The sequence below is a fragment of the Bordetella sputigena genome (assembly GCF_965137885.1).
GTDB lineage: Bacteria > Pseudomonadota > Gammaproteobacteria > Burkholderiales > Burkholderiaceae_B > Bordetella_C > Bordetella_C sputigena.
The window spans coordinates 45,313-69,771 of the sequence record NZ_CBCSCA010000006.1 but is presented as its reverse complement, the minus strand read 5'-3'; the positions used below and the strand labels follow the sequence as shown (position 1 = coordinate 69,771).

The 24,459-nt window shown below is 67.9% G+C and carries 22 protein-coding genes; 15 read left to right on the top strand and 7 right to left on the bottom strand.

Annotated elements, in window-relative coordinates:
- The first annotated feature begins 222 nt into the window (after positions 1 to 222).
- The 10 genes from ACNA0R_RS13200 (at position 223) to ACNA0R_RS13155 (ending at position 11,609) form a co-directional block, all read left to right on the top strand.
- Positions 223 to 1,374, top strand: coding sequence for a methyl-accepting chemotaxis protein (locus ACNA0R_RS13200; protein WP_415826468.1), 1,152 nt, complete (start codon positions 223 to 225; stop codon positions 1,372 to 1,374).
- Positions 1,375 to 1,418: 44 nt separating this feature from the next.
- Positions 1,419 to 1,787 (top strand): response regulator, encoded by a 369-nt coding sequence (locus ACNA0R_RS13195; RefSeq protein WP_086066854.1) that lies wholly within the window; start codon positions 1,419 to 1,421, stop codon positions 1,785 to 1,787.
- Between the two features lie 33 nt (positions 1,788 to 1,820).
- Positions 1,821 to 2,183, top strand: coding sequence for an STAS domain-containing protein (locus ACNA0R_RS13190; RefSeq protein WP_415826467.1), 363 nt, complete (start codon positions 1,821 to 1,823; stop codon positions 2,181 to 2,183).
- A 23-nt stretch (positions 2,184 to 2,206) separates the two neighbouring features.
- Positions 2,207 to 4,444: a chemotaxis protein CheA gene (locus ACNA0R_RS13185; protein ID WP_415826466.1), complete on the top strand. Its 2,238-nt coding sequence runs from the start codon at positions 2,207 to 2,209 to the stop codon at positions 4,442 to 4,444.
- 55 nt (positions 4,445 to 4,499) lie between these two features.
- Complete coding sequence (locus ACNA0R_RS13180) at positions 4,500 to 6,182, top strand: methyl-accepting chemotaxis protein (protein WP_415826465.1); 1,683 nt, start codon at positions 4,500 to 4,502, stop codon at positions 6,180 to 6,182.
- An 11-nt stretch (positions 6,183 to 6,193) separates the two neighbouring features.
- Positions 6,194 to 6,745: a chemotaxis protein CheW gene (locus ACNA0R_RS13175; RefSeq protein ID WP_415826464.1), complete on the top strand. Its 552-nt coding sequence runs from the start codon at positions 6,194 to 6,196 to the stop codon at positions 6,743 to 6,745.
- Positions 6,742 to 8,037, top strand: coding sequence for an EAL domain-containing response regulator (locus tag ACNA0R_RS13170; RefSeq protein WP_415826463.1), 1,296 nt, complete (start codon positions 6,742 to 6,744; stop codon positions 8,035 to 8,037). Before ACNA0R_RS13175 ends, ACNA0R_RS13170 begins: the two co-directional genes overlap by 4 nt.
- A 22-nt stretch (positions 8,038 to 8,059) precedes the next feature.
- Positions 8,060 to 8,902, top strand: a complete 843-nt coding sequence (locus ACNA0R_RS13165) for a CheR family methyltransferase (RefSeq protein ID WP_415826462.1) — start codon at positions 8,060 to 8,062, stop codon at positions 8,900 to 8,902.
- 18 nt (positions 8,903 to 8,920) lie between these two features.
- Positions 8,921 to 10,024 (top strand): protein-glutamate methylesterase/protein-glutamine glutaminase, encoded by a 1,104-nt coding sequence (locus ACNA0R_RS13160; protein ID WP_415826461.1) that lies wholly within the window; start codon positions 8,921 to 8,923, stop codon positions 10,022 to 10,024.
- An 82-nt stretch (positions 10,025 to 10,106) separates the two neighbouring features.
- Positions 10,107 to 11,609 (top strand): dipeptidase, encoded by a 1,503-nt coding sequence (locus ACNA0R_RS13155; protein ID WP_415826460.1) that lies wholly within the window; start codon positions 10,107 to 10,109, stop codon positions 11,607 to 11,609.
- A 7-nt stretch (positions 11,610 to 11,616) separates the two neighbouring features.
- Here the strand turns inward: ACNA0R_RS13155 and ACNA0R_RS13150 are convergent, their stop codons facing one another.
- The gene (locus ACNA0R_RS13150; protein ID WP_415826459.1) at positions 11,617 to 12,690 is read right to left on the bottom strand and encodes a permease; all 1,074 of its coding nucleotides are present in this window, start codon (positions 12,688 to 12,690) and stop codon (positions 11,617 to 11,619) included.
- Between the two features lie 236 nt (positions 12,691 to 12,926).
- On the opposite strand from ACNA0R_RS13150, the gene ACNA0R_RS13145 reads away from it, so the two are divergent.
- Positions 12,927 to 13,328: a hypothetical protein gene (locus ACNA0R_RS13145; RefSeq protein WP_415826458.1), complete on the top strand. Its 402-nt coding sequence runs from the start codon at positions 12,927 to 12,929 to the stop codon at positions 13,326 to 13,328.
- A gap of 47 nt (positions 13,329 to 13,375) precedes the next feature.
- On the opposite strand, the gene ACNA0R_RS13140 is transcribed toward ACNA0R_RS13145, so the two are convergent.
- The 4 genes from ACNA0R_RS13140 to ACNA0R_RS13125 form a co-directional block, all read right to left on the bottom strand.
- Positions 13,376 to 14,743 carry a DUF763 domain-containing protein gene (locus ACNA0R_RS13140; RefSeq protein WP_415826457.1) on the bottom strand — a complete coding sequence of 456 codons (1,368 nt, stop codon included), beginning with the start codon at positions 14,741 to 14,743 and terminating at the stop codon, positions 13,376 to 13,378.
- Positions 14,744 to 14,761: 18 nt separating this feature from the next.
- Positions 14,762 to 15,514: a YoaK family protein gene (locus ACNA0R_RS13135; protein WP_415826456.1), complete on the bottom strand. Its 753-nt coding sequence runs from the start codon at positions 15,512 to 15,514 to the stop codon at positions 14,762 to 14,764.
- A gap of 156 nt (positions 15,515 to 15,670) precedes the next feature.
- The gene (locus ACNA0R_RS13130; protein WP_415826455.1) at positions 15,671 to 16,912 is read right to left on the bottom strand and encodes an MFS transporter; all 1,242 of its coding nucleotides are present in this window, start codon (positions 16,910 to 16,912) and stop codon (positions 15,671 to 15,673) included.
- A 128-nt stretch (positions 16,913 to 17,040) separates the two neighbouring features.
- On the bottom strand, positions 17,041 to 18,465 hold the full coding sequence (locus ACNA0R_RS13125; RefSeq protein ID WP_415826454.1) for an APC family permease: 1,425 nt from the start codon (positions 18,463 to 18,465) through the stop codon (positions 17,041 to 17,043).
- A gap of 456 nt (positions 18,466 to 18,921) precedes the next feature.
- Between ACNA0R_RS13125 and tcuC the strand changes: the two genes are divergently transcribed.
- Positions 18,922 to 20,229 carry an MFS transporter gene (tcuC, locus tag ACNA0R_RS13120; protein WP_415826453.1) on the top strand — a complete coding sequence of 436 codons (1,308 nt, stop codon included), beginning with the start codon at positions 18,922 to 18,924 and terminating at the stop codon, positions 20,227 to 20,229.
- Between the two features lie 219 nt (positions 20,230 to 20,448).
- Complete coding sequence (locus ACNA0R_RS13115; RefSeq protein WP_415826452.1) at positions 20,449 to 21,237, top strand: substrate-binding domain-containing protein; 789 nt, start codon at positions 20,449 to 20,451, stop codon at positions 21,235 to 21,237.
- 15 nt (positions 21,238 to 21,252) lie between these two features.
- Here the strand turns inward: ACNA0R_RS13115 and ACNA0R_RS13110 are convergent, their stop codons facing one another.
- Complete coding sequence (locus tag ACNA0R_RS13110) at positions 21,253 to 22,176, bottom strand: LysR family transcriptional regulator (protein ID WP_415826451.1); 924 nt, start codon at positions 22,174 to 22,176, stop codon at positions 21,253 to 21,255.
- A gap of 107 nt (positions 22,177 to 22,283) precedes the next feature.
- On the opposite strand from ACNA0R_RS13110, the gene ACNA0R_RS13105 reads away from it, so the two are divergent.
- Complete coding sequence (locus tag ACNA0R_RS13105; protein ID WP_415826450.1) at positions 22,284 to 22,712, top strand: DoxX family protein; 429 nt, start codon at positions 22,284 to 22,286, stop codon at positions 22,710 to 22,712.
- Positions 22,713 to 22,785: 73 nt separating this feature from the next.
- Here the strand turns inward: ACNA0R_RS13105 and ACNA0R_RS13100 are convergent, their stop codons facing one another.
- The gene (locus tag ACNA0R_RS13100) at positions 22,786 to 23,112 is read right to left on the bottom strand and encodes a winged helix-turn-helix transcriptional regulator (protein WP_415826449.1); all 327 of its coding nucleotides are present in this window, start codon (positions 23,110 to 23,112) and stop codon (positions 22,786 to 22,788) included.
- A 251-nt stretch (positions 23,113 to 23,363) separates the two neighbouring features.
- On the opposite strand from ACNA0R_RS13100, the gene ACNA0R_RS13095 reads away from it, so the two are divergent.
- Positions 23,364 to 24,434, top strand: a complete 1,071-nt coding sequence (locus tag ACNA0R_RS13095) for an alkene reductase (RefSeq protein WP_415826448.1) — start codon at positions 23,364 to 23,366, stop codon at positions 24,432 to 24,434.
- Positions 24,435 to 24,459 lie beyond the last annotated feature (25 nt).

Here is a 24,459-nt window from a genome sequence, read left to right as displayed (position 1 = left end):
TCGCAACAAGAATGCGGCCGTGGGCGGCGGGCCGCTTATCAGTACGCCACTGAAGGTACCCCAGGGGGGCGCTGTTCAATTGTTCACATATTCCAACAAAAAGACAATGTTGGCCGGCGCAGTGCCCTATCTTGTCCGGCCGCGCCCTTAGGCGCGGGCCCCTGCATGCCGTTGTTCCGATACAACCGCCAAGCCCGGCGGCCATGTCGACGGACTGCCTACATGAATATCGCCGGATTCTCGTCCTCCTCCGCCGCCCCCGTGCTGGGGATCGCGGGCGGGGCCGCCACCGCCTGGGCCGGGGCATGGGCGACGCTGCCGCTGGCCATTGCCGCGCTGCTGGCTTGCGCCGGCCTGCTGGCGGGCTACGCCGCGCGCCGTTCGGCGGTCCGCCAGGACGTCGACGTAGAGGCCCACGTGCTCAGCCTGAAGTCCTTTTGCGGCGACGTGGCGCCGGTGTGGGCGCGCCAGATCGAGTCTTCCCGCACCCAGATGGAAACCGCCATCACGGCCTTGAGCATGCGCTTCGGCGAGATTTCGACACGGCTGGATCAGACCCTGCGCCTGTCCACGCGCGACAGCAGCGGCCATGGGGAGTCCGCCGCCGGCGTGTCGGCGCGCAGCGCCGAGCAGCTGCACACCGTGGTCGAGCAGTTGAGCGCGAGCATGAAGACCAAGGTCGAACTGCTGGCCAAGGTGCAGGGCTTGAAGGGCTTCGTGGATGAGCTGCAGGGCATGGTGCAGGCCATCGGGCAGATCACGCAGCAGACCAACCTGCTGGCCATCAACGCCACGATCGAAGCCGCGCACGCCGGCAGCCTGGGCCGCGGCTTCGCCACGGTGGCGCAGGAAGTTCGTGCCCTGTCCAAGCAGTCCGGCGAGACCGGCGCGCGCATCGCCGAGAAAATCGCCTTCATCGGCGACGCCATCGTCGCGACCTGCGCGGCGGCGGAGGAGTCCACCCGCAGCGAACAGGCCGCGATCACCGCGTCCGAGGGGACCATACAGGAGGTGCTGGAGCGCTTCCGCGCCTTCGCCGACGGCCTGGGCCGCACCACCGATCTGCTGCGCGAGGAAAGCCAGGGCATCCAGGAAGAGGTCAGCCAGGCGCTGGTGCAACTGCAGTTCCAGGACCGCGTCGGCCAGGTAATGGCGCACGTCGGCGCCAATATCGAGCGGCTGCCGGCCGTCATCCATGACTATGGCGAGGCCTGCGCCGCCGCCGGCGAGTTGCGGCCGCTGGATGCGGCGCCGCTGCTGGGCGAGCTGGAGCGCACCTACGCCATGGCCGACGAGCGCGACATCCATAAGGGCGCGCCGGCGCCGGCCCATGCGCCGGCCGCGGCAGCCTCCACCGACATCACCTTTTTCTGAATCCAGGGCCACCCGCCCGCAGACATACAACCAGGAGCCTCGGCATGGCAAAGACCATACTCATCGTCGACGATTCGGCATCGGTACGCCAGGTCGTCGGTATCGCGCTGCGCGGCGCGGGCTACGACGTGATCGAGGGGCGTGACGGCCAGGACGCCCTGTCCAAGCTGACGGGCCAGAAGGTGCACCTGATCATCAGCGACGTGAATATGCCGCAGATGGACGGCATCACCTTCCTGAAAGAGGTCAAGCAACTGCCCGCCTACCGTTTCACGCCGGTGATCATGCTGACCACGGAAAGCCAGGAGGCCAAGAAGCGCGAAGGCCAGCTGGCCGGCGCCAAGGCCTGGGTGGTCAAACCGTTCCAGCCCGCGCAGCTGCTGGGCGCCGTCGAAAAACTGATCCTGCCCTGACCGGCGGACATAGAGCCTGCCTGGAGACCTGCCGTGACCGACGTCCATCTGCGCCTGGAAGGCGAACTGACCATCTACACCGCCCAGGACATGCGGCAGCGCCTGTTGCAGGCGCTGTCCGCCGCTGATGCCCCCGACGCGCTACGGCTGGACCTGCGCGCCGTCACGGAGGCCGATACGGCGGGTCTGCAGCTGCTGCTGGCGGCGCGCGCGCATGCGCGGGCCCGCGGGCGCGACGTGCGCTTTGCCGGCATGGCGCCCAGCGTGGAGTCCGCCATCCAGCTGCTGGGCCTGGAACAAGCATTCGCCGACGCGCGCGACGATCTGGCGCCCGACGGCATCGGCGCCGACCTGTACGCGGCGGCCCGCGCCGGCGCCACGGCCTCGGCGGCCTGACGGCCATCGCCCGGAGTATCACCATGAATATGGATCAGGCACTGCAGACCTTCATCACCGAAAGCCGCGAGCTGCTGGCGGAAATGGAGTCGGCGCTATTGACCGTCGAGGATGTCGAGGATCCCGGCGACGCCATCAATGCGATTTTTCGCGCGGCGCACACGATCAAAGGCTCGGCCGGCCTGTTCGGCATCGACGACATCGTCGCCTTCACCCACCAGGTCGAAAGCGTGCTGGATCGTGTACGCGACGGCGGCATCCCCATCGACAGCGATCTGGTGGCCTTGATGCTGGCCTGCGGCGACCATATCGGCGGGCTGGTGGACTGTGTCGCGGACCGTGGCGGCGAGGTCGATCCGGACCTCGGCAGCGAAGGCGCGGCCTTGTTGCCGCGTCTGGCGGCCTATCTGGAGCTGGGTGGCGCGGGGGCAAACCCCGCATGTCCGCCGCGCGCGGATACGGCCGGCGACCAGGCGGCCGCTGGGGCGGGCCCTGGGCTTGCCGCGGCCGGCGCCCCGGCGCGCGAGGCACCCCAAGCAGGGACGCCAGGCGCCGGCGTCCAGGCCGCCGTGGTGGCCGACCATTGGCATATCTCCCTGCGCTTCCACGAAGGCGTGCTGCGCAACGGCATGGACCCGCTGTCCTTCGTGCGCTATCTGCACAAGCTGGGCCGGGTCACCGGCGTCGCCTGCCAGACCGGCCGCCTGCCGACGCTGGAGGCCATGGACCCGGAGGCTTGCTACCTGGGTCTGGAGATCGGCCTGGACAGCCCGGCCGACAAGGCCACCATCGAAAGCACCTTCGAATTCGTGCTGGACGATTGCGACATTCGCATTATTCCGCCGCGCAGCCGCACGATGGACTACATGCTGATGATCGAGGAGCTGGGCGAAGAACCCTCCCTGCTCGGCGAAATGCTGGTGCGTTGCGGCACCCTGACACCGCGCGAACTCGATGAGGCCCTGCGCGCGCAACGCAGCGGCGCGGTCGATGGCCCGCTCGGCGAGATCCTGGTGCGCCAGCAGACGGTGGCGGAACCGGTGGTGGACCGCGCCCTGGCCAAGCAGCGCCAGGCCAAGGACCTGAAGTCGCAGGAAAGCCGGTCGATGCGCATCGACGCCGACAAGCTGGATCACCTGATATCGCTGGTGGGCGAGCTGATCACCGCATCGTCGGGGGCCAGCGTGGCGGCGGCGCGCGCCGGCAACGCCGAGTTGCAGGCTTGCAATTCCCAGGTGGCCGATCTGGTCGAGGCCGTGCGCGACAGTACGCTGCAGCTGCGGATGGTCAAGATAGGCGCCACCTTCAATCGTTTCCGGCGCGTGGTGCACGACGTTTCGCGCAGTCTGGGCAAGCACATCGAATTGGTGGTGCGCGGCGAGGATACCGAGCTGGACAAGACGGTGGTCGAACGCATCGGCGATCCGCTCACCCATCTGGTGCGCAACGCCATGGACCACGGCATCGAGTCGCCGGAGGCCCGGCTGGCGCTGGGCAAGCCGGCCCACGGCACCATTACCCTGGACGCGCACCACGAATCCGGCCACATCGTGATCGAGGTCGGCGACGATGGCGCGGGCCTGAACCGCGAGCGCATCGTGGCGAAGGCCGTGGAGCGCGGGCTTATCGAGGATGGCCGCGCCATGCGCGACGAGGACGTCTACCGGCTGATTTTCGAACCCGGATTTTCCACCGCGCCCGCGGTGACCGACCTGTCCGGCCGGGGCGTCGGCATGGACGTGGTCAAGCGCAACATCCAGGCCTTGCGCGGCAGCGTGGAAGTATCCAGCCGCGCCGGGCAGGGCAGCACCGTGGCCGTGCGGCTGCCGCTGACGCTGGCCATTATCGATGGCTTCCAGGTGGCCGTAGGGCGTTCGCTGTTCGTGCTGCCCCTGGACATGGTCGACGAGTGCATCGCCTATACGCCGGTGCAGGGCCGCGACTACACCGATCTGCGCGGCCAGGTGCTGCCCTTCATCCGCCTGCGCGGCATGTTCGACCTGCCGGGGCAGGCGGCGACGCGCGAGAACATCGTCGTGGTGCGCCACGGCGGCGAGCGCATCGGCCTGGTGGTCGACACCCTGCTGGGCGAGACGCAGGCGGTGATCAAGCCCTTGTCGCGCCTGTTCGCGCAAGCGCGCGGCATCAGCGGCTCCAGCATCCTGGGCAGTGGTGAAGTCGCATTGATTCTTGACGTCCCGGCCCTGATGGCCGAGGCGCGCAATTCCGCGACGGCGGGCCATGCCCGCATGTCTGTTTGACGTGGCACCAGCGCGGCCGGGATCGGCCGTCACGCAGTTTATTTGGGAGAAAGGCATGTTCGGGAATATGAAGGTGGCCACGCGACTGGCATGGGGGTTCGGCATCGTGATTGCGCTGCTGGCCGCGATATCGGCGCTCAGCATCACGCGGCTGGCGAAGATCAATGACGCGTTGACGGAAGTGACCCAGGACCGTTACCCCAAGACGGCGCACCTGAACGAAGTGATGCTGCGGTCTCTGGACGACGGAAGGCAGGTGCGCACTCTGTTGCTGGTCGCCGACGACAACGAAGCGAACCGTCTGCGCAAGCGTCTGGCCGACAACGCCGCCGCGCGGGCGCAGGCGCTCGCCAAACTGGACAAGATCGTCACCGCCGACATTCCCCGCGCCATGTTGAAGAAGGTCGAGGAGAGCCGCGCGGCGTTGGAACAGCGCATAGACGGATTCTTCGCGCTGGCGTCAGCCGCCGACAAGTCCAATGCGATCGCCTACCTGCGCAGCGACATCCTGCCAGCCAATACCGCCTTGGAAAGCGCGGTGCGCGAGCTGCTGAACTACCAGGTGCAGCAGATGGAAGCCGCCGATGCCGAAGGCGATGCCATGTACGCCGAGACCCGCATGCTGGTGATGGGCCTGTCCGGCGGCGCCGTGGTGCTGGCGCTGTTGATAGGCCTGTTCATCACCCGTGGTCTGCTGAAACTGCTGGGCGGCGAGCCGGCCTATGCGGCGCAAGTCCTGCAACAGGTCGCCGGCGGCGATCTGTCGGTGGACGTGAAAACCCGCAAGGGCGATACCACCAGCATGATGGCCAACGTCAAGAACATGGTCGGCCGCCTGGCCCAGGTCGTGTCCGAAGTGAACAGCAGCGCCGAAGCGCTGGCCGGGGCATCCGAAGAAGTCAGCGCCACCGCGCAGACGCTCAGCCAGGCTTCCAGCGAACAGGCGGCTGGCGTGGAGGAAACCAGTGCCTCCATCGAGCAGATGACGGCCTCCATCGCGCAGAATACCGAGAACGCCAAGGTCACGGACAGTATGGCGACCAAGGCTTCCACGGAAGCGGCTGAAGGCGGCGAGGCCGTGACGTCGACGGTGGCGGCGATGAAGCAGATCGCGCAGAAGATCGGCATCATCGACGACATCGCCTACCAGACCAACCTGCTGGCCCTGAACGCGGCCATCGAAGCCGCCCGCGCCGGCGAGCACGGCAAGGGCTTCGCGGTGGTGGCCGCCGAAGTGCGCAAGCTGGCCGAGCGCAGCCAGGTGGCGGCACAGGAAATCGGCGACGTGGCCGGCTCCAGCGTGGACCTGGCCGAACGCGCCGGCCGCCTGCTGGAGCAGATGGTGCCGAACATCCGCAAGACCTCGGATCTGGTGCAGGAAATCACGGCGGCGTCGGAAGAGCAGTCGTCCGGCGTCGGGCAGATCAATGCCGCCGTCGCGCAACTGAGCCAGACCACCCAGCAGAATGCCTCCAGTTCCGAAGAACTGGCCGCCACGGCGGAGGAAATGAGCGCGCAGGCCGAGCAATTGCAGCAGGCGATGAGTTTCTTCAAGCTGTCCGATAGCGTGGCACGGGCGGCGGGCACCGCCGCGGCCGCCCGCAAGCGTTCCCTGCCGCCGCGCCGGCCGACCGCGCCGCTCGCCAGGGACGCCGCCGATGCGGAGCCGGCGGGCAAGCTGGCATACGCGGCGGCCGGCGCCGACGGCGTCGATGAATCGCAGTTCGTGCGTTATTGAGGGGTAAGGCGATGAGCGCGATGCCGCAGCCATATGGCGCCGGCGGCCAGGCGGGAGCCGAGCCGTCGCAGTACCTGACCTTCATGCTGGGTGGCGATACCTTCGCCATCGGCATCCTGGCCATCAAGGAGATCATCGAATACCACGACCTGACGCCGGTGCCCATGATGCCGGCCTGCATACGCGGCGTCATCAATCTGCGCGGCGCGGTGGTGCCGGTCATCGATCTGCAGGCGCGCTTCGGCCGCGAGCCGTCGCCGGTCACCAAGCGGACCTGCATCGTGATCGTCGAGCTGGACGCCGACGATGGCGGACGCCAGGTCGCCGGCGTGGTGGTGGACGGCGTCAACGAAGTGCTGGAGATCGCCCAGGCTGACATCGAGCCGCCGCCCGCCTTCGGCGCGGGCCTGCGCAGCGATTTCATCGCCGGCGTGGGCAAGGTGCGCGGCCGCTTCGTCATCCTGCTGGCGGTCGGTCCAGTCATGGCGCTGGACGGGCTGGAGGCGGCGTCAGACGCGGTTGTCCGCCCGCCGGCCCCGATGGACGGGGCGAGCGGCATATGAACGAACAGGACCGGGCCGGGGGCTTGGCGGTGGCGCCGCTTGGCGTGGCCTCGGTCCTGATCGTCGACGACAGCGCGGTGCATCGCATGCACATCGCTTTGCTGTGCCGCGCGCTGGGCATCGACCCCGTGCATGAAGCGTCCGGCGGCGCGGCGGCGCTGCTCCTGCTGGAGCAGCTGTCGCCGCCGCCATCGGTGATGGTGGTCGACATCCAGATGCCCGGCATGGACTGTATCGAACTGCTGGAACAACTGCTGATCCGCGATGTCATGCCCGATCTGGTGATCGCCTCCGGCCGCGAGAGCGCCATGATCGACTCCGTGGTGTCGGTCGCCGCCGGCATGGGTTTCCATGTGCTGGCGGGATTGGAAAAGCCGCTGACGCTGGCCGGCTTGTCCGATGCGCTGGACATGCGCGGCGTGCGCGGTCCCGGCGCGCGGCCGGCGGGCGGCGCGGCGGCGGATGAAAGGGATGGCGGGGCGCATATTCCGCCCAGCATGCTGGAAGCCGCGCTGCGCGACGGCCAGATACGCGTGCACTACCAGCCCAAGGCCGATATGCGGACCGGCTTGATCCGCGGCGTGGAGGGACTGGCGCGATGGTCCCATCCCGAGCTAGGCGATATCGCGCCGAGGCGCTTCGTGCCGCTGGCTGAACGCTACGGCCTGATCCATCCGCTGACCTTCACTGTGATGGAACACGCGCTGGCCCAGGTATCGCGCTGGAGCCGGCGCGGGCTACGGCTCTCGCTGGCGGTCAACCTGTCGCCGCTGCTGCTGGACTGGCCGGGATTGGCGAACGCCATCCTGGAGGTAGTGGAGCGCTTCCAGGTGCCGCCCGGGCAACTGGTGTTCGAAATCACGGAAAGCTCGCTGGTCGATGCCGACAGCGGCGCGCGCGGGCTGCTGGCGCGGCTGCGCCTGCGTGGATTCGGCCTGTCCATCGATGACTACGGCACCGGGTTTTCGTCCATGCAGCAACTGACGCGCGTGCCCTTTACCGAGTTGAAGATCGACCGCAGCTTCGTGCATGGCGCCAACGGCCGCAAGCAATTGCGCACCATCCTGGGCGCGGCCATCGATATGGCGTCGGAAATGGGCATGACCACCACCGCCGAAGGTATCGAAACCCTGGAGGACTGGCGCCTGGTGCAGCGATTGGGCTGCGCGCTGGGCCAGGGTTATTTCATCGCCCGCGCCATGCCGGGCGAACATATTCCATCGTGGCTGAAAACGCATAGGGCGCGGCTGCCGCTGCTGCGCGCGCCAACCGAAGTTTCCAGCGAGGACTGAACGCTCGCGTCCGCTTATCGCCATGCAACCTATCACCGACAAGGAATTCGCCCAGTTCCAGCGCTTCATCTACGAAGCGGCGGGCATCACGCTGACGCCGGCCAAGAAGGCGCTGGTCTCAGGACGGCTGTCCAAGCGCGTGCATGCGCGCGGCGCGGACAGCTATGGCGATTACTTCGCGCTGCTGCAAGGGGCGCAAGGCGCGGCGGAAATGCAGATCGCCATCGATCTGCTGACGACCAACGAAACCTATTTCTTTCGCGAGCCGCGGCATTTCGACGTGCTGCGGCGGCTGGCGACGGTGTCGACGGCCGGACCGGCGGCTGCCGCGCGCGGCCAGGCGCGGGCCGGCGCCCAGGCGCCTTTCCGCGTGTGGAGCGCGGCCAGTTCGACGGGCGAAGAGGCCTACACCGCCGCGATGGTATTGCGCGACTGCCTGGCCGGCACCCGCCCCTTCGAAATCGTCGGCACCGACATCAGCACGCGGGTGCTGGAACGCGCGCGCACCGGACACTACTCCGAGCAGCGCGCGCGCCAGATGCCGGACGATTACCGCAAGCGCTTCTGCCTGAAGGGCACGGGCCCGCAGGCGGGCACCTTGCTGGTCGATCGGGCCGTGCGCGCCCACGTGCGCTTTGTGCATGCGAACCTGAACGCGCCCTTGCCGGACCTGGGACGCTTCGACGTGATCTTCCTGCGCAACGTCATGATTTACTTCAACGGCGATACCAAGCGGCAGGTGGTCGAGCGTGTGCTGGGCCTGCTCAAGCCGGGCGGGCATCTGTTCATCGGCCATTCGGAAAGCCTGCACGGCGTGACGGAAGCGATGCGCAGCGTGATGCCGTCCGTGTACCGCAAGCCCTGAAGACCAACCAGGAAACCTATGTCATCCATCAAAGTCATGGTCGTCGACGATTCCGCGGTGGCGCGGCAAGTCCTGGCCGGACTGTTGTCCGAGGCGCCCGGCATCGAGGTCCTGCACGCCGCGGCCGATCCGATCCTGGCCGCGGAACGCATGAAACAGGCATGGCCCGATGTGATCGTGCTGGACATCGAAATGCCCCGCATGGACGGCCTGACCTTCCTGCGCAAGATCATGCAGGAGCGGCCGACGCCCGTGGTGATCTGTTCGACGCTGACCGAAAAAGGCGCGCGGGTCACGGTGGACGCACTGGCGGCCGGGGCGGTGTCCGTGGTCACCAAACCGAAGCTGGGATTGAAGCAGTTCCTGACCGATAGCGCGGCGGAATTGATCGCCACGGTGCGCGCGGCGGCCAAGGCGCGGGTGCGGCATATGTCCGCCGGCAATGCGGCGAACGCCCCGCCGGCGCCGGCGCCGACGCCGAAGCACAGCGCCGATGCCGTGCTGCCGCCGCCCGATCATCGCCCTGGGGCCGGTCACACGATGCTGCAGACCACCGAGCGGCTGGTCGCCATCGGTACGTCCACCGGCGGCACGCAGGCCCTGGAAGAAGTGCTGACGGGCTTGCCGCGCGTATGTCCGGGCCTGGTGATCGTGCAGCACATGCCGGAGAAGTTCACCGCGGCCTTCGCCGCACGCCTGGACGGGATCTGCCGGATTTCCGTCAAGGAAGCGCAGAACAACGATCGCGTCATCCCGGGCCGCGCGCTGGTCGCGCCCGGCGGCAAGCACATGATGCTGAAACGCAGCGGCGCGCAGTATTTCGTCGAGGTGCGCGACGGCCCGCTGGTCAACCGCCATCGCCCCTCGGTGGATGTATTGTTCCGCTCCGTGGCGCGGCATGCGGGTGGCAATGCGCTGGGCATCATCATGACCGGCATGGGCGACGACGGCGCCGCCGGCCTGCTGGAGATGCGCCAGGCCGGCGCGCGCACGCTGGCGCAGGACGAGGACAGCTGCGTGGTCTTCGGCATGCCCAAGGAGGCCATCAAGCGCGGCGGCGTGGAGCGCACCGTGCCGCTCTCGGCGATCGCGCGCGAGATCCAGGCCGCGGCGTCGCGCTGAGGACTGGTATCCGCGAAGTCAGCGCACCGACAGCTGGCACGTGCATCATGGCGGCAATTCCGTGAACCCGCAGGAGACTGCAATGCGTTTGCGATGGCCCGTCGTTTATTCCGGTGCTTCGGCGGTTGCCGCGGGCACGCGCGTCGTATTGGCGGGTTATGCGGTCTTCCCGTCGCCCGACGCGGCTTCCGATACCCTGGTCCTGGTGGCGGACAAGCCCTGCTGCGGAGGCCATGGCGGCCTCAGGGCCGATATGGCGGTGGAAGTGCACGCGCCGATGGCCATCGCGGCCTGCGCCGGGCCCGTGCGCGTCGAAGGCCTGTGGGAGCCGCTGCACGCCGACCCCGCGGGATGGCGGTTCAGGATACGCGAGGCAAGCGTTACGCCGATCAGCGATCCCTGGGAGGCGGCCGGCCTGAACCGGCGGCGCTTCCTGTCGGCCGGGGTATTGGGAATGGTCTCGGGACTGGCGGCCTGCGCGGCGCCGGCGTCGTCATCGGGGCCGGCCGCGGAATCGGCGTCGGCCGCGGGATCGCCGACCGCGCGCGTGGCGTCTGCGGCGACGGACTCATCACGCACGCATCCCGATCCGGATCCCCTGGACTGGATGCGCGAGCAGGTGACCGTCGACATCCATAGCCATGCCGGCCATATCAACCTGGGCCGCGCCCCGGTTCCGCCGGCCTTTACGCCGGTTGCCGCGCCCATGCGCGCCGGCGGGCTCAACGTGGTCTGCCTGGCCGCCGTCAGCGATTCCAGCGTCAACCATATCGTCGATACGGCATCGGGACGCCGCCGCATCGTGGCCTACCGCGACCCGGCGCCCGGCGAAATGGCGTCGCGGGGCGAAGCGGCGTTCCTGCGGCTGCATGACTTGATGTCGCGCCAGGGCCTGCGACCGGTGGTCGACGCGGCAACGCTGGCGGCGGCGCGGGAAAGCGGTGGCGGCGCCATCGTGGCGGCCGAAGGCGCCGATTTCCTGGAAGGCGATCTCGGCCGTCTGGAAGATGCCTGGCGGCGCCACGCGCTACGCCATCTGCAGCTGACCCATTACCGCGTCAACGAGCTGGGCGACATCCAGACGGCGCCGCCCGTGCATGGCGGCCTGACCGATTTCGGCGCCGAGGTCATCCGCGCATGCAATCGCCTGCGCATCGTGGTCGACGTCGCGCATGGCACGCAGGCGCTGGTGGAGCGCGCCGCGCAGGTCAGCACGCGGCCGCTGGTACTGTCGCATACCGCGCTCAGTGCGCGGCCGTCGCGCTACAGCCGCGCGATCTCCGCCGATCACGCGCGGCTGATCGCGCAGACCGACGGCGTCATCGGCATCTGGCCGGTGGCGGCCACCTTTCCGACGCTGGCGGCGATGGCCGGCGGCATACGCGCCATGGCCGACGTGGTCGGCGTCCGCCACGTGGGCGTGGGCACCGATATGCTGGGCCTGCTCGGGCCGTCCGCGCTGGACTCCTATCGCAAGCTGCCCCGATTGGCGCAAGCCTTGATCGATGCCGGCTTCACGCGCGAAGAAGCCGGCATGGTGCTCGGCGGCAACTACGCGCGCGTCTGGGCGGCGACGATGGCCTGAGGCCTGCCTAGAAACCGAAGCCGATCGCAAGACCGGCCGCGACCAGCCCGGTGGCCACGACACCGATGAATACGGTCGCCAGTTCGACCGGCCGGAAGGACCGCGCCAGCATGGCCAGCGACGGCAGGCTGATCGGCGGCAAGGTCATCAGCAGCGCGGCGGCGGGGCCGGCCGCCATGCCCAGCGACAGCATCGCCTGGATGATGGGGACTTCGCCCGCGGTGGGAATGACGAACAGCGCGCCCGCCACGGCCAGCGCGGCGATCCACCACAGGTGGTTGTCGATGTCGGCGCCGATGTGCGGGAACAGCCAGGCGCGCGCCGCGCCCAGCAGCAGCACCAGCACGATGTACTCCGGCACCAGGCGCAGCGCCATGCGAGTGAAAATGGATGCCCAGCGCTTGAAGGGATTCGCCTCCTGGCTATCGGTGGCCTGTGCCTGCAGCCCCTGCACCGCGTCGGCGTCCACCGTGCGTTGCGACGGCGCGCTCATGCGGTTCAGCAGCCAGCCCAGGCCGAACACCATGACGATGCCCAGGGCCAGACGCAGGGCCGACCATTGCCAGCCGAGCACGAAACCCATGAATACCAGCGTGGCGGGGTTCAATACGGAATTGCCCAGCCAGAAGGCCACGGCGCTGCCCGGCGCCGCCTGGCATTTGCGCAGGCCGGCCACCACGGGCGCGGCGCAGCAGGTGCACATCATGCCCGGCAGTGACATGAGGCCGCCGGCGACGACGCTGCCCAACCCGGTGCCGCCCAGCGCGCGGACGATCCACCGGCGCGGAAGCAGGGCCTGCACCGTCGAACCCAGCAGCAGGCCCAGTACCATCGCCTGCCAGATCGCCTTGCCGTAGGCCAGGGCGTAGCCGATGGCCGATTCCAGCGAGGGCGGCGGCGCGCTGGCCGCCGTGCCCATCAGGATGGACGTGCCGATGGAATGCGTGTCCGCCGCCACCCAGGCGCGGTTGTAATAGGGAAACCACTTGACGTAGAACAGGCCGAGAACGGCGATCAGCAGGAAAACGGCGATGCCCACTGCCGCATTGGCAGGGCGTCGCGTGGCGGGCGCGGTTTGCATGTTGGAAATGTCGAGTTAACGGCGCGAGGGCCGGGCGGGCGCCATTTTACGGCGCCGCGTCGCGGGTCGCGGAAGCGGCGCCATGGCCGCATGCCGTGGTGCGCTTGGCGCGGAGCATCGCGCCGGAGCGCGGCGCGGAGCATTGCGCGAGCATCGGGGGACCGCGGAGCCGCGGCGGCCGGCAAAGGATTTATCATGTTGCCCGCGGGCTGCCAGCCGCCATCACCGCTTCCGCCATGAACCTGCCGTTTCCCATCCGCGAAGAATGCCCGCCCGGGGCCTGCGTCTGCGACCGCGAGCGCCTGCTCCGCGATCCGCAGGGCGACGTGCGCATCCTGCAGCTGACCAAGCAGGAAGAAAAGCGCCTGATCGCGCGTATCGAAGCGGCGAAAGACCTGGCGGATCTGCGGCATGTCGGCAGCCGCATCGAGGCGCAACTTGGCATACGGCTGCATATCGCCCCCGGCCCGAATGAAGTGCGCACCGTGCGGGGCTTCGATATCCGTCTGGAGGACTGTCCGGGGTTGTGCCGCCTGACGCGCAAGGCCATTCCCGCGGCGGTGCGGCGGTGCCTGGACGCGCGGCCCGATATCGCCTTCGAAATATTGAATTCCCACGACCTGCTGCGCGACAGCTGAGCCCGGGGCGGCCAATACGCGCAACAAGCCCAGATACGCGCAAAAAGCTAGTCGTCGGCCTGATCGGCCGCGTTCTTATCGTTCGGCAGGACCCGCGCCCGGGACTCCCAGCCGAACACGCTGCGCCCGCCATAGTCCGGCGAATCCGCGCGCTCCTGTTCGATGAAGTCCGGCAGCGCCGGGCCCCGCGCGGTCCGCTCCAGACGGCGCGCCTGGCGATCCAGGCGCTTGAGGGCGTCCAGCTTTTCTTCATTGCCCAGGCTGGCCTGATGCACGGCCGTCTTCATGACCTCGATGGTGCGGTCGTACACGTCCAGCGGCACGGGGTAGGGATGGCGGTCCTTGCCGCCATGCGCCGTCGAAAAGCGCGCTGGATCCGTGAACCGGCAGGGCGCGCCGTGCACGACCTCCGCGACCAGCGCCAGGGAGCGCACCGTGCGCGCGCCCACGCCGGGCACCAGCAGAAGTTCGGCGAAATCCGCGGGGCCGCATTCCGCCGCCGCGGCCAGCGCGCCGTGCAGGCGGCGCATGTTCACGTCCTTGGGGCGCACGTCGTGATGCGCCGGCATGACCAGGTGCGGCAGGGCCGCCTGGCCTGGGTCCACCGTCGTCAACGGTTCCTGGTCCAGCAGCGAGAGCTGCCGCTGTCGCGCCGCCGCCGGCTCGCCACCCCGAGGATGGGGAGGCCGGGTGCCCGGACGCCGATCCGGCAGGGCCAATTCGCCGGCCCGCGCAACGATGAAGTCCGGCCCATCATCCCGCAGCAGCGCCAGCTGCCCTACGCGCGATGCCGCGGCCCGATGGTCGGTCAGGTTGACGATGCGCCCCTGGTTCGGCCCATCGATGGCGCTATGCGGCGCATCGACGAAGCTGCTCAATCCTTCCGACAGCCAGTGATACCGCCTGGCCAGGCGGCTATCGCCGTTCATGCCCTGCTGCACCACGGTCCACTTGCCGTCGTCGGTAACGAAGAATCCGTGCAGATAGAGGTCGAAGCCGTCCTGCACCGCCGCGCTGTCCACTTTGGCCACCAGCCGGCTGGCGCGCGCCAGCGCGTCGCCGTCGACCCCCACGCGTTCGCCTATCAGCGCCAGCTCCTGCGGCGTTCTGCGCGAATGATTGCCGCGCCCCCCGCATACGTGCAGGCCCAGCTCGCCGGACAAGGGCGTCAGGCCACGCTTGAGCGCGCCGATCACGCTGGTGGTAATGCCCGACGAATGCCAGTCCATGCCCATGACCGCGCCGAAGGACTGGAACCAGAAGGGATGCGCCAGCCGGCGCAGGAACTCGTCGCGGCCGTAGTGATGCACGATGGCCTGCGCGATCACCGCGCCCAGGCGCGACATGCGCGCGCCCAGCCAGGCCGGTACGCGCCCGCCGTGCAGGGGAAGATCGGCGCTGCCCGCTCGTCGCATGCTATCGACCGCCGTCCCTCAGGGCCGCCGGCCCAGCGCGGCCAGGTCATCGAACACCGGTACGATGGCCAGCACGATCAGCAGCGCGGCCAGCGGCACCGTCGCGATAAATCCCATGTGCTTGAATCCCAGCGCGCCGGCCACGCCGCCCAGCAGGAACATGGCCAGCAAGGACCCCAGCAGGCGCAGCCGCGATCGATTGGCCATCACCTTGTTGTCGGCGCCGCGGTCGCCGACATTCCAGTAGAGCAGTTTGCCCAGTTCGATGCCGATGTCGGTGACCACGCCCGTCATGTGGGTGGTGCGGATTTCCGCCTTGGAGATCTTGGTGATGATGGCGTTCTGCAGGCCCATGATGAAGCAGAGCAGGCCGACGGTGGCCGGCACGAAGAGCATGCGGTGTTGTTCAAGTTGCGCGCCCAGCAGGCCGAAAACCAGCAGCAGCGCGGCTTCCAGCATCAAGGGCATGGCGTATTCGCTTTGCGCGCCGCGCCGCCTGCCCCAATTGATGAGAATGGCCGAGACCCCCGCGCCGATCGTGAAGGCCAGCAGCGAACACAGGCCGGCGACGACCAGGGATAGGTCGCCCAGCACCGCGTGGTCCGCCAGCGCGGACACGATGCCGGTCATGTGCGAGGTGTACTGGCCCACCGCCAGAAAGCCGCCGGCGTTCGCCGCGCCCGCGACGAAGGCCAGCGAGCGTCCCAGCCGGCGGTTGCTTTCGGTCGTGCGGCCGGGGCTGGTCAACGCACGTAGGTAGTGCACGGGCATGGCGGCAGTAAGGGTTGGAGTGCGCCTGGCGCGGCGGCCGGCCCGGGCATTTTACTCGCGTTGCGCCGGCCGTTCGCTACCAGGCCGTGCGCACGCCGGCCGGCACGGCTTGGCCTTCGATGGACCGCGCGTCGGCGCCGGCATGGCGACTCGCCGTCAGATTCGTGCCCCGGCGGGCTGGTTGGCCGACCTGGCGCCAGCGGCCGCGACGATGGACAGGATCGCCGCGATGACGGCGCAGCCGGCCACCTGCGCGACGCCGGCGGGCGTCCAGCCGAACAGCACCTTCAGTTCGCCCAACAGATAGCCGGCAAAAGCCGCCGGTATGTACAGCGCCGCGACGAACAGCCCCGACGCCTGCGAGGCCTTGGCGCGCGTGACCGATTTGATGATGCCGGCGGACAGATTGGCATAGGCCATCCCGCTGATCGCGCCGCCGAAGACGAAGGAAAACCCGATATGCAGCGCCAGCGATTTCTGCAGCCCGGTGAACAGCAGTCCTCCGGCGATGGCCGAGAGCAGCAGCGACACGCACAGCAGCCTGCGATAGTTGTAGCGGTCGCCCAGCCAGCCACCCAGCAGCGAAAGCAGCGCGCCGAAGCCGTAGAAACTGACCGCCAGCGCCGCCTGACGCGGCGCGAAGCCCAGCGCTTCTCGCAGATAGGTCGGATACAGGCCGAGATAGCCGTAGATCGACAGGCCCGCGAATACGGTGGCCAGCGCCAGCGTCATCGGCGTCCATGACCATACGCTATCGGCCACGCCGGTTTCGGCGCGGCCGGTTTCGGCAACGGCATCGTCCGAGGCGCGCACTTCAGTGAACCAGGGGCGCACCAGCAGCAGGATCAGCACCAGCGCCACCGCGCCCAGCAGCCCGAATACGATGAAGGGCGCCTGCCAATGGGTGGCGCCCAGGATTGCCGCGCCGATGTTGGGTCCCAGCACCGCGCCGATGCCGAAAGTGAAATTCAGCGAACTCGCGGCCACCGCGCGATGCGCATGGAAGTACGTTGTTCCGATGGCCAGCAGCGCCGTCAACTGCATTGCTTCGCCCAGGCCGGAAATGAAGCGATAGACCAGCAGGTCTGCCAGGCCCGTCGCGTATGCGGTCAGGTAGGTCGCGGCGGAAAAGACCACCAACCCGATGATGGCGACCGCGCGGCGCGACATTCTGTCCAGCAGATAGCCCGTAGGCACACCGGCCAGCCCCATGCCCAGGGTGAACACCGTCGCCGCCAGGCCGACCTGTGGCAAGTCCAGGCCCAGCGCCGTGCGTACGTCGGTGGCCAGTACCGAAAACAGCTGCCGGTCCATGGCGTTGACGACGTAGGAGAGCAACAGTACGCAGAACATGCCCAATGCGGCGTTGCTTGAGGGGCGAGGGGAGTGCGCGTTCATGCTTGCCTCTGCGGGTGGGGATGCGGCGGCCGCGCCGTGGAAGCGGCGGTCACGCGCGCACTATCCGCCGCGCGCCTGTCGGCCAGCTGAAAATGGGTGTATCCCCCTACCGGCGCACGGCGCGGCGCTTACTCCTGGCGCTCCGGATCCAGCCGTTCCGGGTCGAGCCGCATGCCGCCGGCGCGGCGGCGGGTCAACACGGTGATTCCCCACATGACCACACCGAGCAGCAACAGCCAGCCGGCGACCTGGTACTGGATGGGATCCCGGCCGGTCATCGGCGTGACCAGGAACAGGCAGGTGGCCGCCCCCAGCCACGGCACCAGGGTCCGCACCCGGAAATGCTCGTGCGATACGCGGTCGCGGCGCAGTACCAGTACCGCGACGTTGACGAAGGCGAACACGGCCAGCAGGAGCAGCGCGGTAGTGCCGCCCAATGCGCGGATGGCCTGCGATTCCGCGCGCGCGACCAGCACGGTCAGGCCCAGGCCGATCACGGTGGTGAAGATGATGGCCGCCCACGGCGTGCGGTTGCGCGGGTGGACGCGCGACAGGAACGACGGCAGCACGCCCTGGTTCGCCATGCCGTACAGCAGCCGGCTGGCCATCATCATATTGATCAGCGCGGAGTTGGCGACCGCGAACATGGAGATGACGGGCATGATGGTGTCGGTGGGCAGGCCGGGCGCGGCGCGTTGCACCACCAGCACCAGCGGCGTGTTGCTGGCGGCCAGCTCGCCCACCGGCACCAGCGCCACCGCGCAGATCGACACCAGCACGTAGATCACCGCGGTCAGGCCCAGGCCCGTCAGCATGACCTTGGGGAAGATGCGATTCGGCGAATGCGTTTCTTCCGCCATATTGACGGAATCCTCGAATCCCACCATGGCGAAGAAAGCCAGCGTCGTGGCCGAGGTCACCGCGAGGAAGACGCTCTTGTCCTGCGGCGTATCGAAGGCGATCGCGCGGGAGAAATCCGCCTGGCCGCCGGCGATGGCGTAGAAGCCGAGCAGGATCACCATCAGCAGGCCGCTGAGTTCGATCAGCGTCAGCACCACGTTGGTCTTGATGCCGTGCGCGGCGCCGCGCAGGTTCAGCAGCATCACCAGGACCAGGAAACCCAATGCGCCCAGTGTGACCATCTCCGCGCCCGGGTCCATGCCCAGCGCGGCGAACAGGTTCGCCGCGAAGGCGCGCGATGCGGTGGCGGCCGAGGTCAGCCCGGAGCACATCACCGTGAAGCACACGATGAAGGTCAGGAAGTGCACGCCGAAGGCCTTGTGCACATAGAGCGCGGCGCCGGCGGCCTGCGGATATTTGGTCACCAGCTCCAGGTAGGACAGGGCGGTCAGCAAGGCGACCACGAACGCTACCAGGAAGGGCAGCCAGGCCGCGCCGCCGACTTCCTTGGCGACCTGGCCGGTCAACGCATAGACGCCGGTGCCCAGGATGTCGCCGACGATGAACAGCAGCAGCAGTTTGGGGCCCATGACGCGGGCCAGGGGCGTATCCGAGCCGGACGGCTGCTGGGTGGATGACGAGATCGTGGACATATCGCTTCTCCCCTAGGTCTTTATTCGGCCTAGCGCAGAGCAAGCGGCGGGCCCGGCCGGTACAGACGCGGCCGTACCGGCACAGATGGGCCCGAAAGGCGGCGATGCCATCGGCCGGACATATAACTTTCGTGGAAAAAGTTTTGGAATGTGTGCGCTGCGCTTTTATTCAACGCGGGTGATGCGCCCCAGCTCCCGGGCGATGGGCTCGCCCCGGGGGGGGCCCGGAAGACGTGATCGGGATAGAGCCAGGCGCGGCTGGTGATTACGCCCTTGCCGCACGTCCCCAGTCCCTGCCTGGCGATAGGCGTGCCGCCGACGCCGCTACCCTGGCCGGGCGCCCCTCGCCGGGCGCCCCCATCCTTACCACGCGCTTTAATGCGCTGGTCAGCTTGGCGGACTAACGTGCCTGGGGCGGGGCTACGCATTCCCCGGCATTCCCATTAGGACAAGAACATGCAGCAATCCTCACCGGCGGAACGACCCTCCGCCTTTACCCTGGCGCGCATGGTCGTGCGCGTCACGGCTGGCAATTTCCTGGAACAGTTCGACTTCTTCCTGTTCGGCTTCTACGCGACGCAGATCGCCGCCGTGTTTTTTCCCGCCAGCAGCGAATTCGCCTCCCTGATGCAGACCTTCGCCGTGTTCGGCGCGGGCTTTCTCATGCGTCCGCTGGGCGCGATCGTGTTGGGCGCGTATATCGATCGCGTCGGCCGCCGCAAAGGCCTGATCGTCACCTTGTCGCTGATGGCCAGCGGCACCATCCTGATCGCCTTCGTGCCGGGACATGCGGCGATCGGCCCGGTGGCGCCGCTGCTGGTCCTGCTGGGACGGCTGCTGCAGGGCTTTTCCGCCGGCGCGGAACTGGGCGGCGTCTCCGTCTACCTGGCCGAGATGGCCACGCCGGGACGCAAGGGCTTCTACACCGCCTGGCAATCAGGCAGCCAGCAGGTGTCCATCGTGGTGGCCGCGGCGCTGGGCTTCGCCCTGAATCGCTGGATGGACTCCGCGACCATCGCGGCCTGGGGCTGGCGCATTCCCTTCTTCGTGGGCTGCCTGATCATCCCCTTCATCTTCGTATTGCGCCGCCGCCTGGAGGAAACCCAGGTCTTCAAGGCGCGCACGCACCGGCCCGGCTTGCGCGAGTCGTGGATCTCGCTGGTGGCGAACTGGAAGCTGATGATAGGCGGCGCGCTGATGGTGGCGATGACGACGACGGCGTTCTACCTGATCACCGTCTACGCACCCACCTTCGGCAAGACCGTGCTGCATCTGAGCACGTCCGACAGCCTGCTGGTGACGTTGTGCGTCGGCGTATCCAACTTCATCTGGCTGCCCATAGGCGGCGCGATCTCCGATCGCGTCGGCCGCAAGCCGGTGTTGCTGGCGATGACCGCCCTGACCATCGTCACCGCCTATCCGACGCTGACCTTCCTGGCGGACGGGCCGACCTTCGGCAAGATGCTTGCTGTCTTGCTGTGGCTGTCCTTCCTGTACGCGGTCTATAACGGCGCGATGGTCGTGGCGTTGGCGGAAATCATGCCGGCGTCCGTGCGGGTGGCGGGGTTCTCCGTCGCGTATAGCCTGGCCACGGCGGTTTTCGGCGGCTTTACGCCGGAGATCTCCACCGCCTTGATCCATGCCACGGGCGACCGGGCGGCGCCGGGCTATTGGATGACCTTCGCCGCGGTCTGTGCATTCGCCGCGACGCTGGCCCTGTACACGCGCGGCCGCGCGGCCGCGCGCATGGCGGCGCAGACCTGACTGCCGCGCCACCGTGACCATGGCGCGGTGCCGCCGCGCCGCCACGCCATCGCGCCGCCACGTCACCACGCCACCACGCCACCTTGCCACCTTGCCACCGTGCCACCTTGCCACCTTGCCACCTTGCCACCTTGCCACCGTGGCCCGCCATCGCCGCGCCGGCGCGTATTTCGAGCGGCCACCATACGTTTTTTTCCCACGCTAAGCACCGAGGAGACCATGAAGACTTCCCTGCGCAACCTGGCCCTGGCCGGTACCCTGCTGGCCGCATCCGCCGCTTTCGCGCCCGTACAGGCCGCCGAGCTGCACGTCCTGATCTCAGGCGGCTTTTCCGCGGCCTACGAAAAACTGGGCCCGGAATTCACCAAGGCCACCGGCAATACGCTGGTCACCGAGCACGGCCCCTCCATGGGCAAATCGGCGGAAGCCATCCCCAATCGCCTGGCGCGGCATGAGCCGGCCGACGTCGTGATCATGGTCGGCTACGCGCTGGACGACCTCATCAAACAAGGCCAGGTGAACAAGTCCTCGCGCGTCGAACTGGCCGATTCGCCCATCGGCATGGTGGTGCGGCAGGGCCAGCCCAAGCCCGACATCTCCACCGTCGCCGGCCTGAAGAAAACCTTGCTGAACGCCAAGTCCATCGCCTATTCCGACAGCGCCAGCGGCGTCTACATCGAAAAGGAGATGTTCAAGAAGCTGGGCATCGAAGACCAGGTCAAGTCCAAGGCCACGATGGTGCCCAAGATCCCGGTGGCCTCGAAGGTGGCCGACGGCACGTATGAGGTCGGCTTCCAGCAGGTCGCCGAACTGCTGCCCGTGCCGGGCGTGACCTTCGTCGGCAAGGTGCCCGCCTCGGTGCAATCCATCACCCGCTTCGCCGGCGGCGTGCCGGTCGGCTCCACGCATCCGAAAGAAGCCGCGGAGCTGCTGAAATTCCTGGCGTCCGCCAAGGCGCAGCCGGTGGTCAAGCAGACCGGCCTGGATCCGGTCGGCAGGAAGAAGTAAGCGTCCGGGACAGGGCTAGGCGCCCTCCAGGGTGGTCGGGCAGCTGCGGCTGCCGTCCTTCAGCTGTTCCAGGAACCAGCGGCCCGCGGGTCCTGGTGGCCTGTCGTGGCAATACACCCCGTAGACGGTGATGGGCGGCACATGGCATTCCGGGCTGACCCGCGTCAACGCGACCAGCTCGCCGCTGCGCAGCTGTGCCTGCACCATGGCCAGGGGCATATGGCCCCAGCCGAAACCCGCGCATAGAAAGGCGTGCTTGGCGCCCATATCCGCCAGCCGCCAGGTGGTCGGCGAGAACACCCCGTAGTGATTGCCGGCCGTCAAATCGGTGCGGTCGGTCAGTACCAGCTGAACGTGCCGGGCCAGTTCCTGCCGCGTCAGCTCGCCGTCGAAGGACGCCAGCGGATGCGTCGGCGCGACCACCTTGACCATGGGAACTTCCAACAGCGGCTCGGTGGCCAGGCTGTCGGGGATGGTTGGCAGCGAGCCGACCGCGCCCAGGGCGCAAGTGCCGTCCAGCACCGGTTTGACCAGGCCGCCCAGCGCTTCAACGTACAGGCGCAGCGGCGTGTGCGGAAAGGCTTGGTGGAATTTGCCCACGGCCTTGGTCAGCGCCTGCATGGGATACATGACGTCGATCACGACCGTCAGCTCCGGCTCCAGGCCTTCGGCCATGGATTTGGCCTTGGCCTTGAACGCGTTCATGCCGTTCAGGACGGCGCGCGCTTCTCGCAACAACGCATGGCCGGCTTCGGTCAGCACGGGATAGCGGCCGCCCCGGTCGAACAGCTTGACGCCGGTTTGCGTCTCCAGGTTCGCCAGGGTGTGACTGACCACGGACTGCGCGCGGCGCAGTTGCCGGCCCGCCGCCGAAAAACTGCCGGCCTCGGCCGCGGCGACGAAGGTGCGCAGTTGGTCCAGGGAGATCGCTTCCAGCATAGGTATCTATATTTTCGATGGATAGGATCGAAATATATGGGCTTCCGAATATGGAGCGCAACGACCTAAGCTGCGCCATCTTCATTTTTCTCCCAAGGGAGACCCCTATGACTACCCAGACTGCTTACAACGATGCCGCCGTCGCCGGCACCCATACCACGGGCCCGGGCGCCTTGATCAGCCGCGTGCTGCTGGCGGCGCTATTCCTGATCGCCGGCATCGGCAAGCTGGCGGCTCCCGCCGGCACCATCGCGTACATCACTGCCGCCGGCCTTCCCCTGCCGGCGGTCGCCTATGCCGTGGCGTTGCTGATCGAAGTGGGCGGCGGCGTGCTGTTGATCCTGGGCTACCGCACCCGGCTGGTGGCGGCCGTGATGGCCGTCTTCACCGTGGTGACGGCGCTGGTGTTCCATAGCGCCTGGAGCGATGCCAACCAGCAGGTCAACTTCCTGAAAAACCTGGCGATCGCCGGCGGCTTGCTGCAGCTGGTCTTGCACGGCGCCGGGGCCTACAGCATCGATCGCCGCGTGCGTTGAGGCGCTTCTTCGCACCGGCCGCGCGCACATCGGCCGGCGCCTTGCGCGGCGGCGCTTGCGAGGCCAGGCGTCGCTATGCCGCGGGGAAAAGGTGTTCCTTGCCCCAGGCGTACAAGGCCTGCAGCACCGGTTGCAGGCCTTGTCCCTTGGGCGTCAGGTGATATTCGTTATGGTCGCTGCGTTCCGCGGACGGCCGCGTTTCCAGCACGCCCTGCTCGACGAGCTTGCGCAGGCGCGTGCTCAGTATGTTCTTCGCCAGCCCCAGATGCTGCTGGAAATCGCTGAAGCGGCAGGTGCCCTGCAGGGCTTCGCGCACGATCAGCAGGCTCCACCAATCGCCGATCACGTCCAGTGAGCGGGCGATGGGGCAGGGGTCTTCGCACAGGCGCTTGCGCCGCATTTCGGTCTCCCTCTCGGTTTCGCTGCCGGGCTCCGTCTCGGGCGTCCCTCCGGGACACGCTTCCGGGCCGCCCGGAGGGAACGCTTCCGACACTCGATATTGTGGTTGCAATTTTAAACCATGATGGGTATGATCGCCATGGTTTCAACATTAAACAACGAGAGGCGGTAGCGGGCAGAGCCCCGTCCGCCTCTCCACGGCGGCGTCGTGGCCCGGTACGGGCTGGGGTCGCGCACAACAGGGATGTCCTTATGACGACGCTCTTCGATCCCCTTTCCATCGGCGATCTGCATCTGTCCAACCGCATCGTGATGGCGCCGCTGACCCGGCTGCGAGCCCCCGGCAATGTACCGAACGCGCTGATGGCCGAGTACTACGTACAGCGGGCGTCGGCCGGCCTGATCATCAGCGAAGGCACACCTGTAAGGGACGACGGCGTGGGCTATCCGCACGTGCCTGGCATCTGGAGCCAGGCCCAGACCGAAGGCTGGAAACTGGTCACCGACGCGGTCCATGGCGCGGGCGGCCGGATCGCGGCGCAACTGTGGCACGTCGGGCGGATTTCGCATCCGCTGCTGCTGCAAGGGCGCCAGCCCGTCGCGCCCAGCGCCATCGCCGCGCAGGGCCATGTCAGCCTGCTGCGGCCCAAGCAAGACTACGTCGTGCCGCGCGAACTCGCGCTGGACGAAATCCCCGGCATCGTCGACGCTTTCCGGCAGGGCGCGCGCAACGCCAAGGCAGCCGGTTTCGACGGCGTCACGATACATGGCGCCAACGGCTATCTGCTGGACCAGTTCCTGCAGGATGGCACCAACCACCGCACGGACGCTTACGGCGGCAGCGTGGCGAACCGCGCGCGGTTGATGCTGGAAGTGATCGACGCGGTGCTGGAAGTCTGGAGTCCCAATCGCGTCGGCCTGCATCTGGCGCCGCGTTCGCCGTCGTATTCGATCAGCGATAGCGACCCGGCGCGGACTTTCGGCTACGTGGCGCGCGCGATGGGCGAACGCCGGCTGGGCTTTTTGTTCATCCGCGAAACGCAGGGCGAGGGCGCCTTGTTTTCGATGCTTAAAAGCGAGTTCGGCGGCGTGTGCATCGCGAATGACGGCTTCGATGCGGCCACGGCGGCCGACGTCGTCGCGCGCGGCGAAGCCGATGCGGTGGCTTTCGGCAAGGCATACATCGCGAATCCGGACCTGGTCGAAAGGCTGCGGCGCGAAGCGCCCTTGAATGCGCTGGATAGTGCGACGATCTACGACATAGAGAATTGCAGCCCGGTGGGATATACCGATTATCCGGTGCTGGAGGCGCAGGTCGCCTGATGCGGCGTGCCCGCGACGGCGCGCG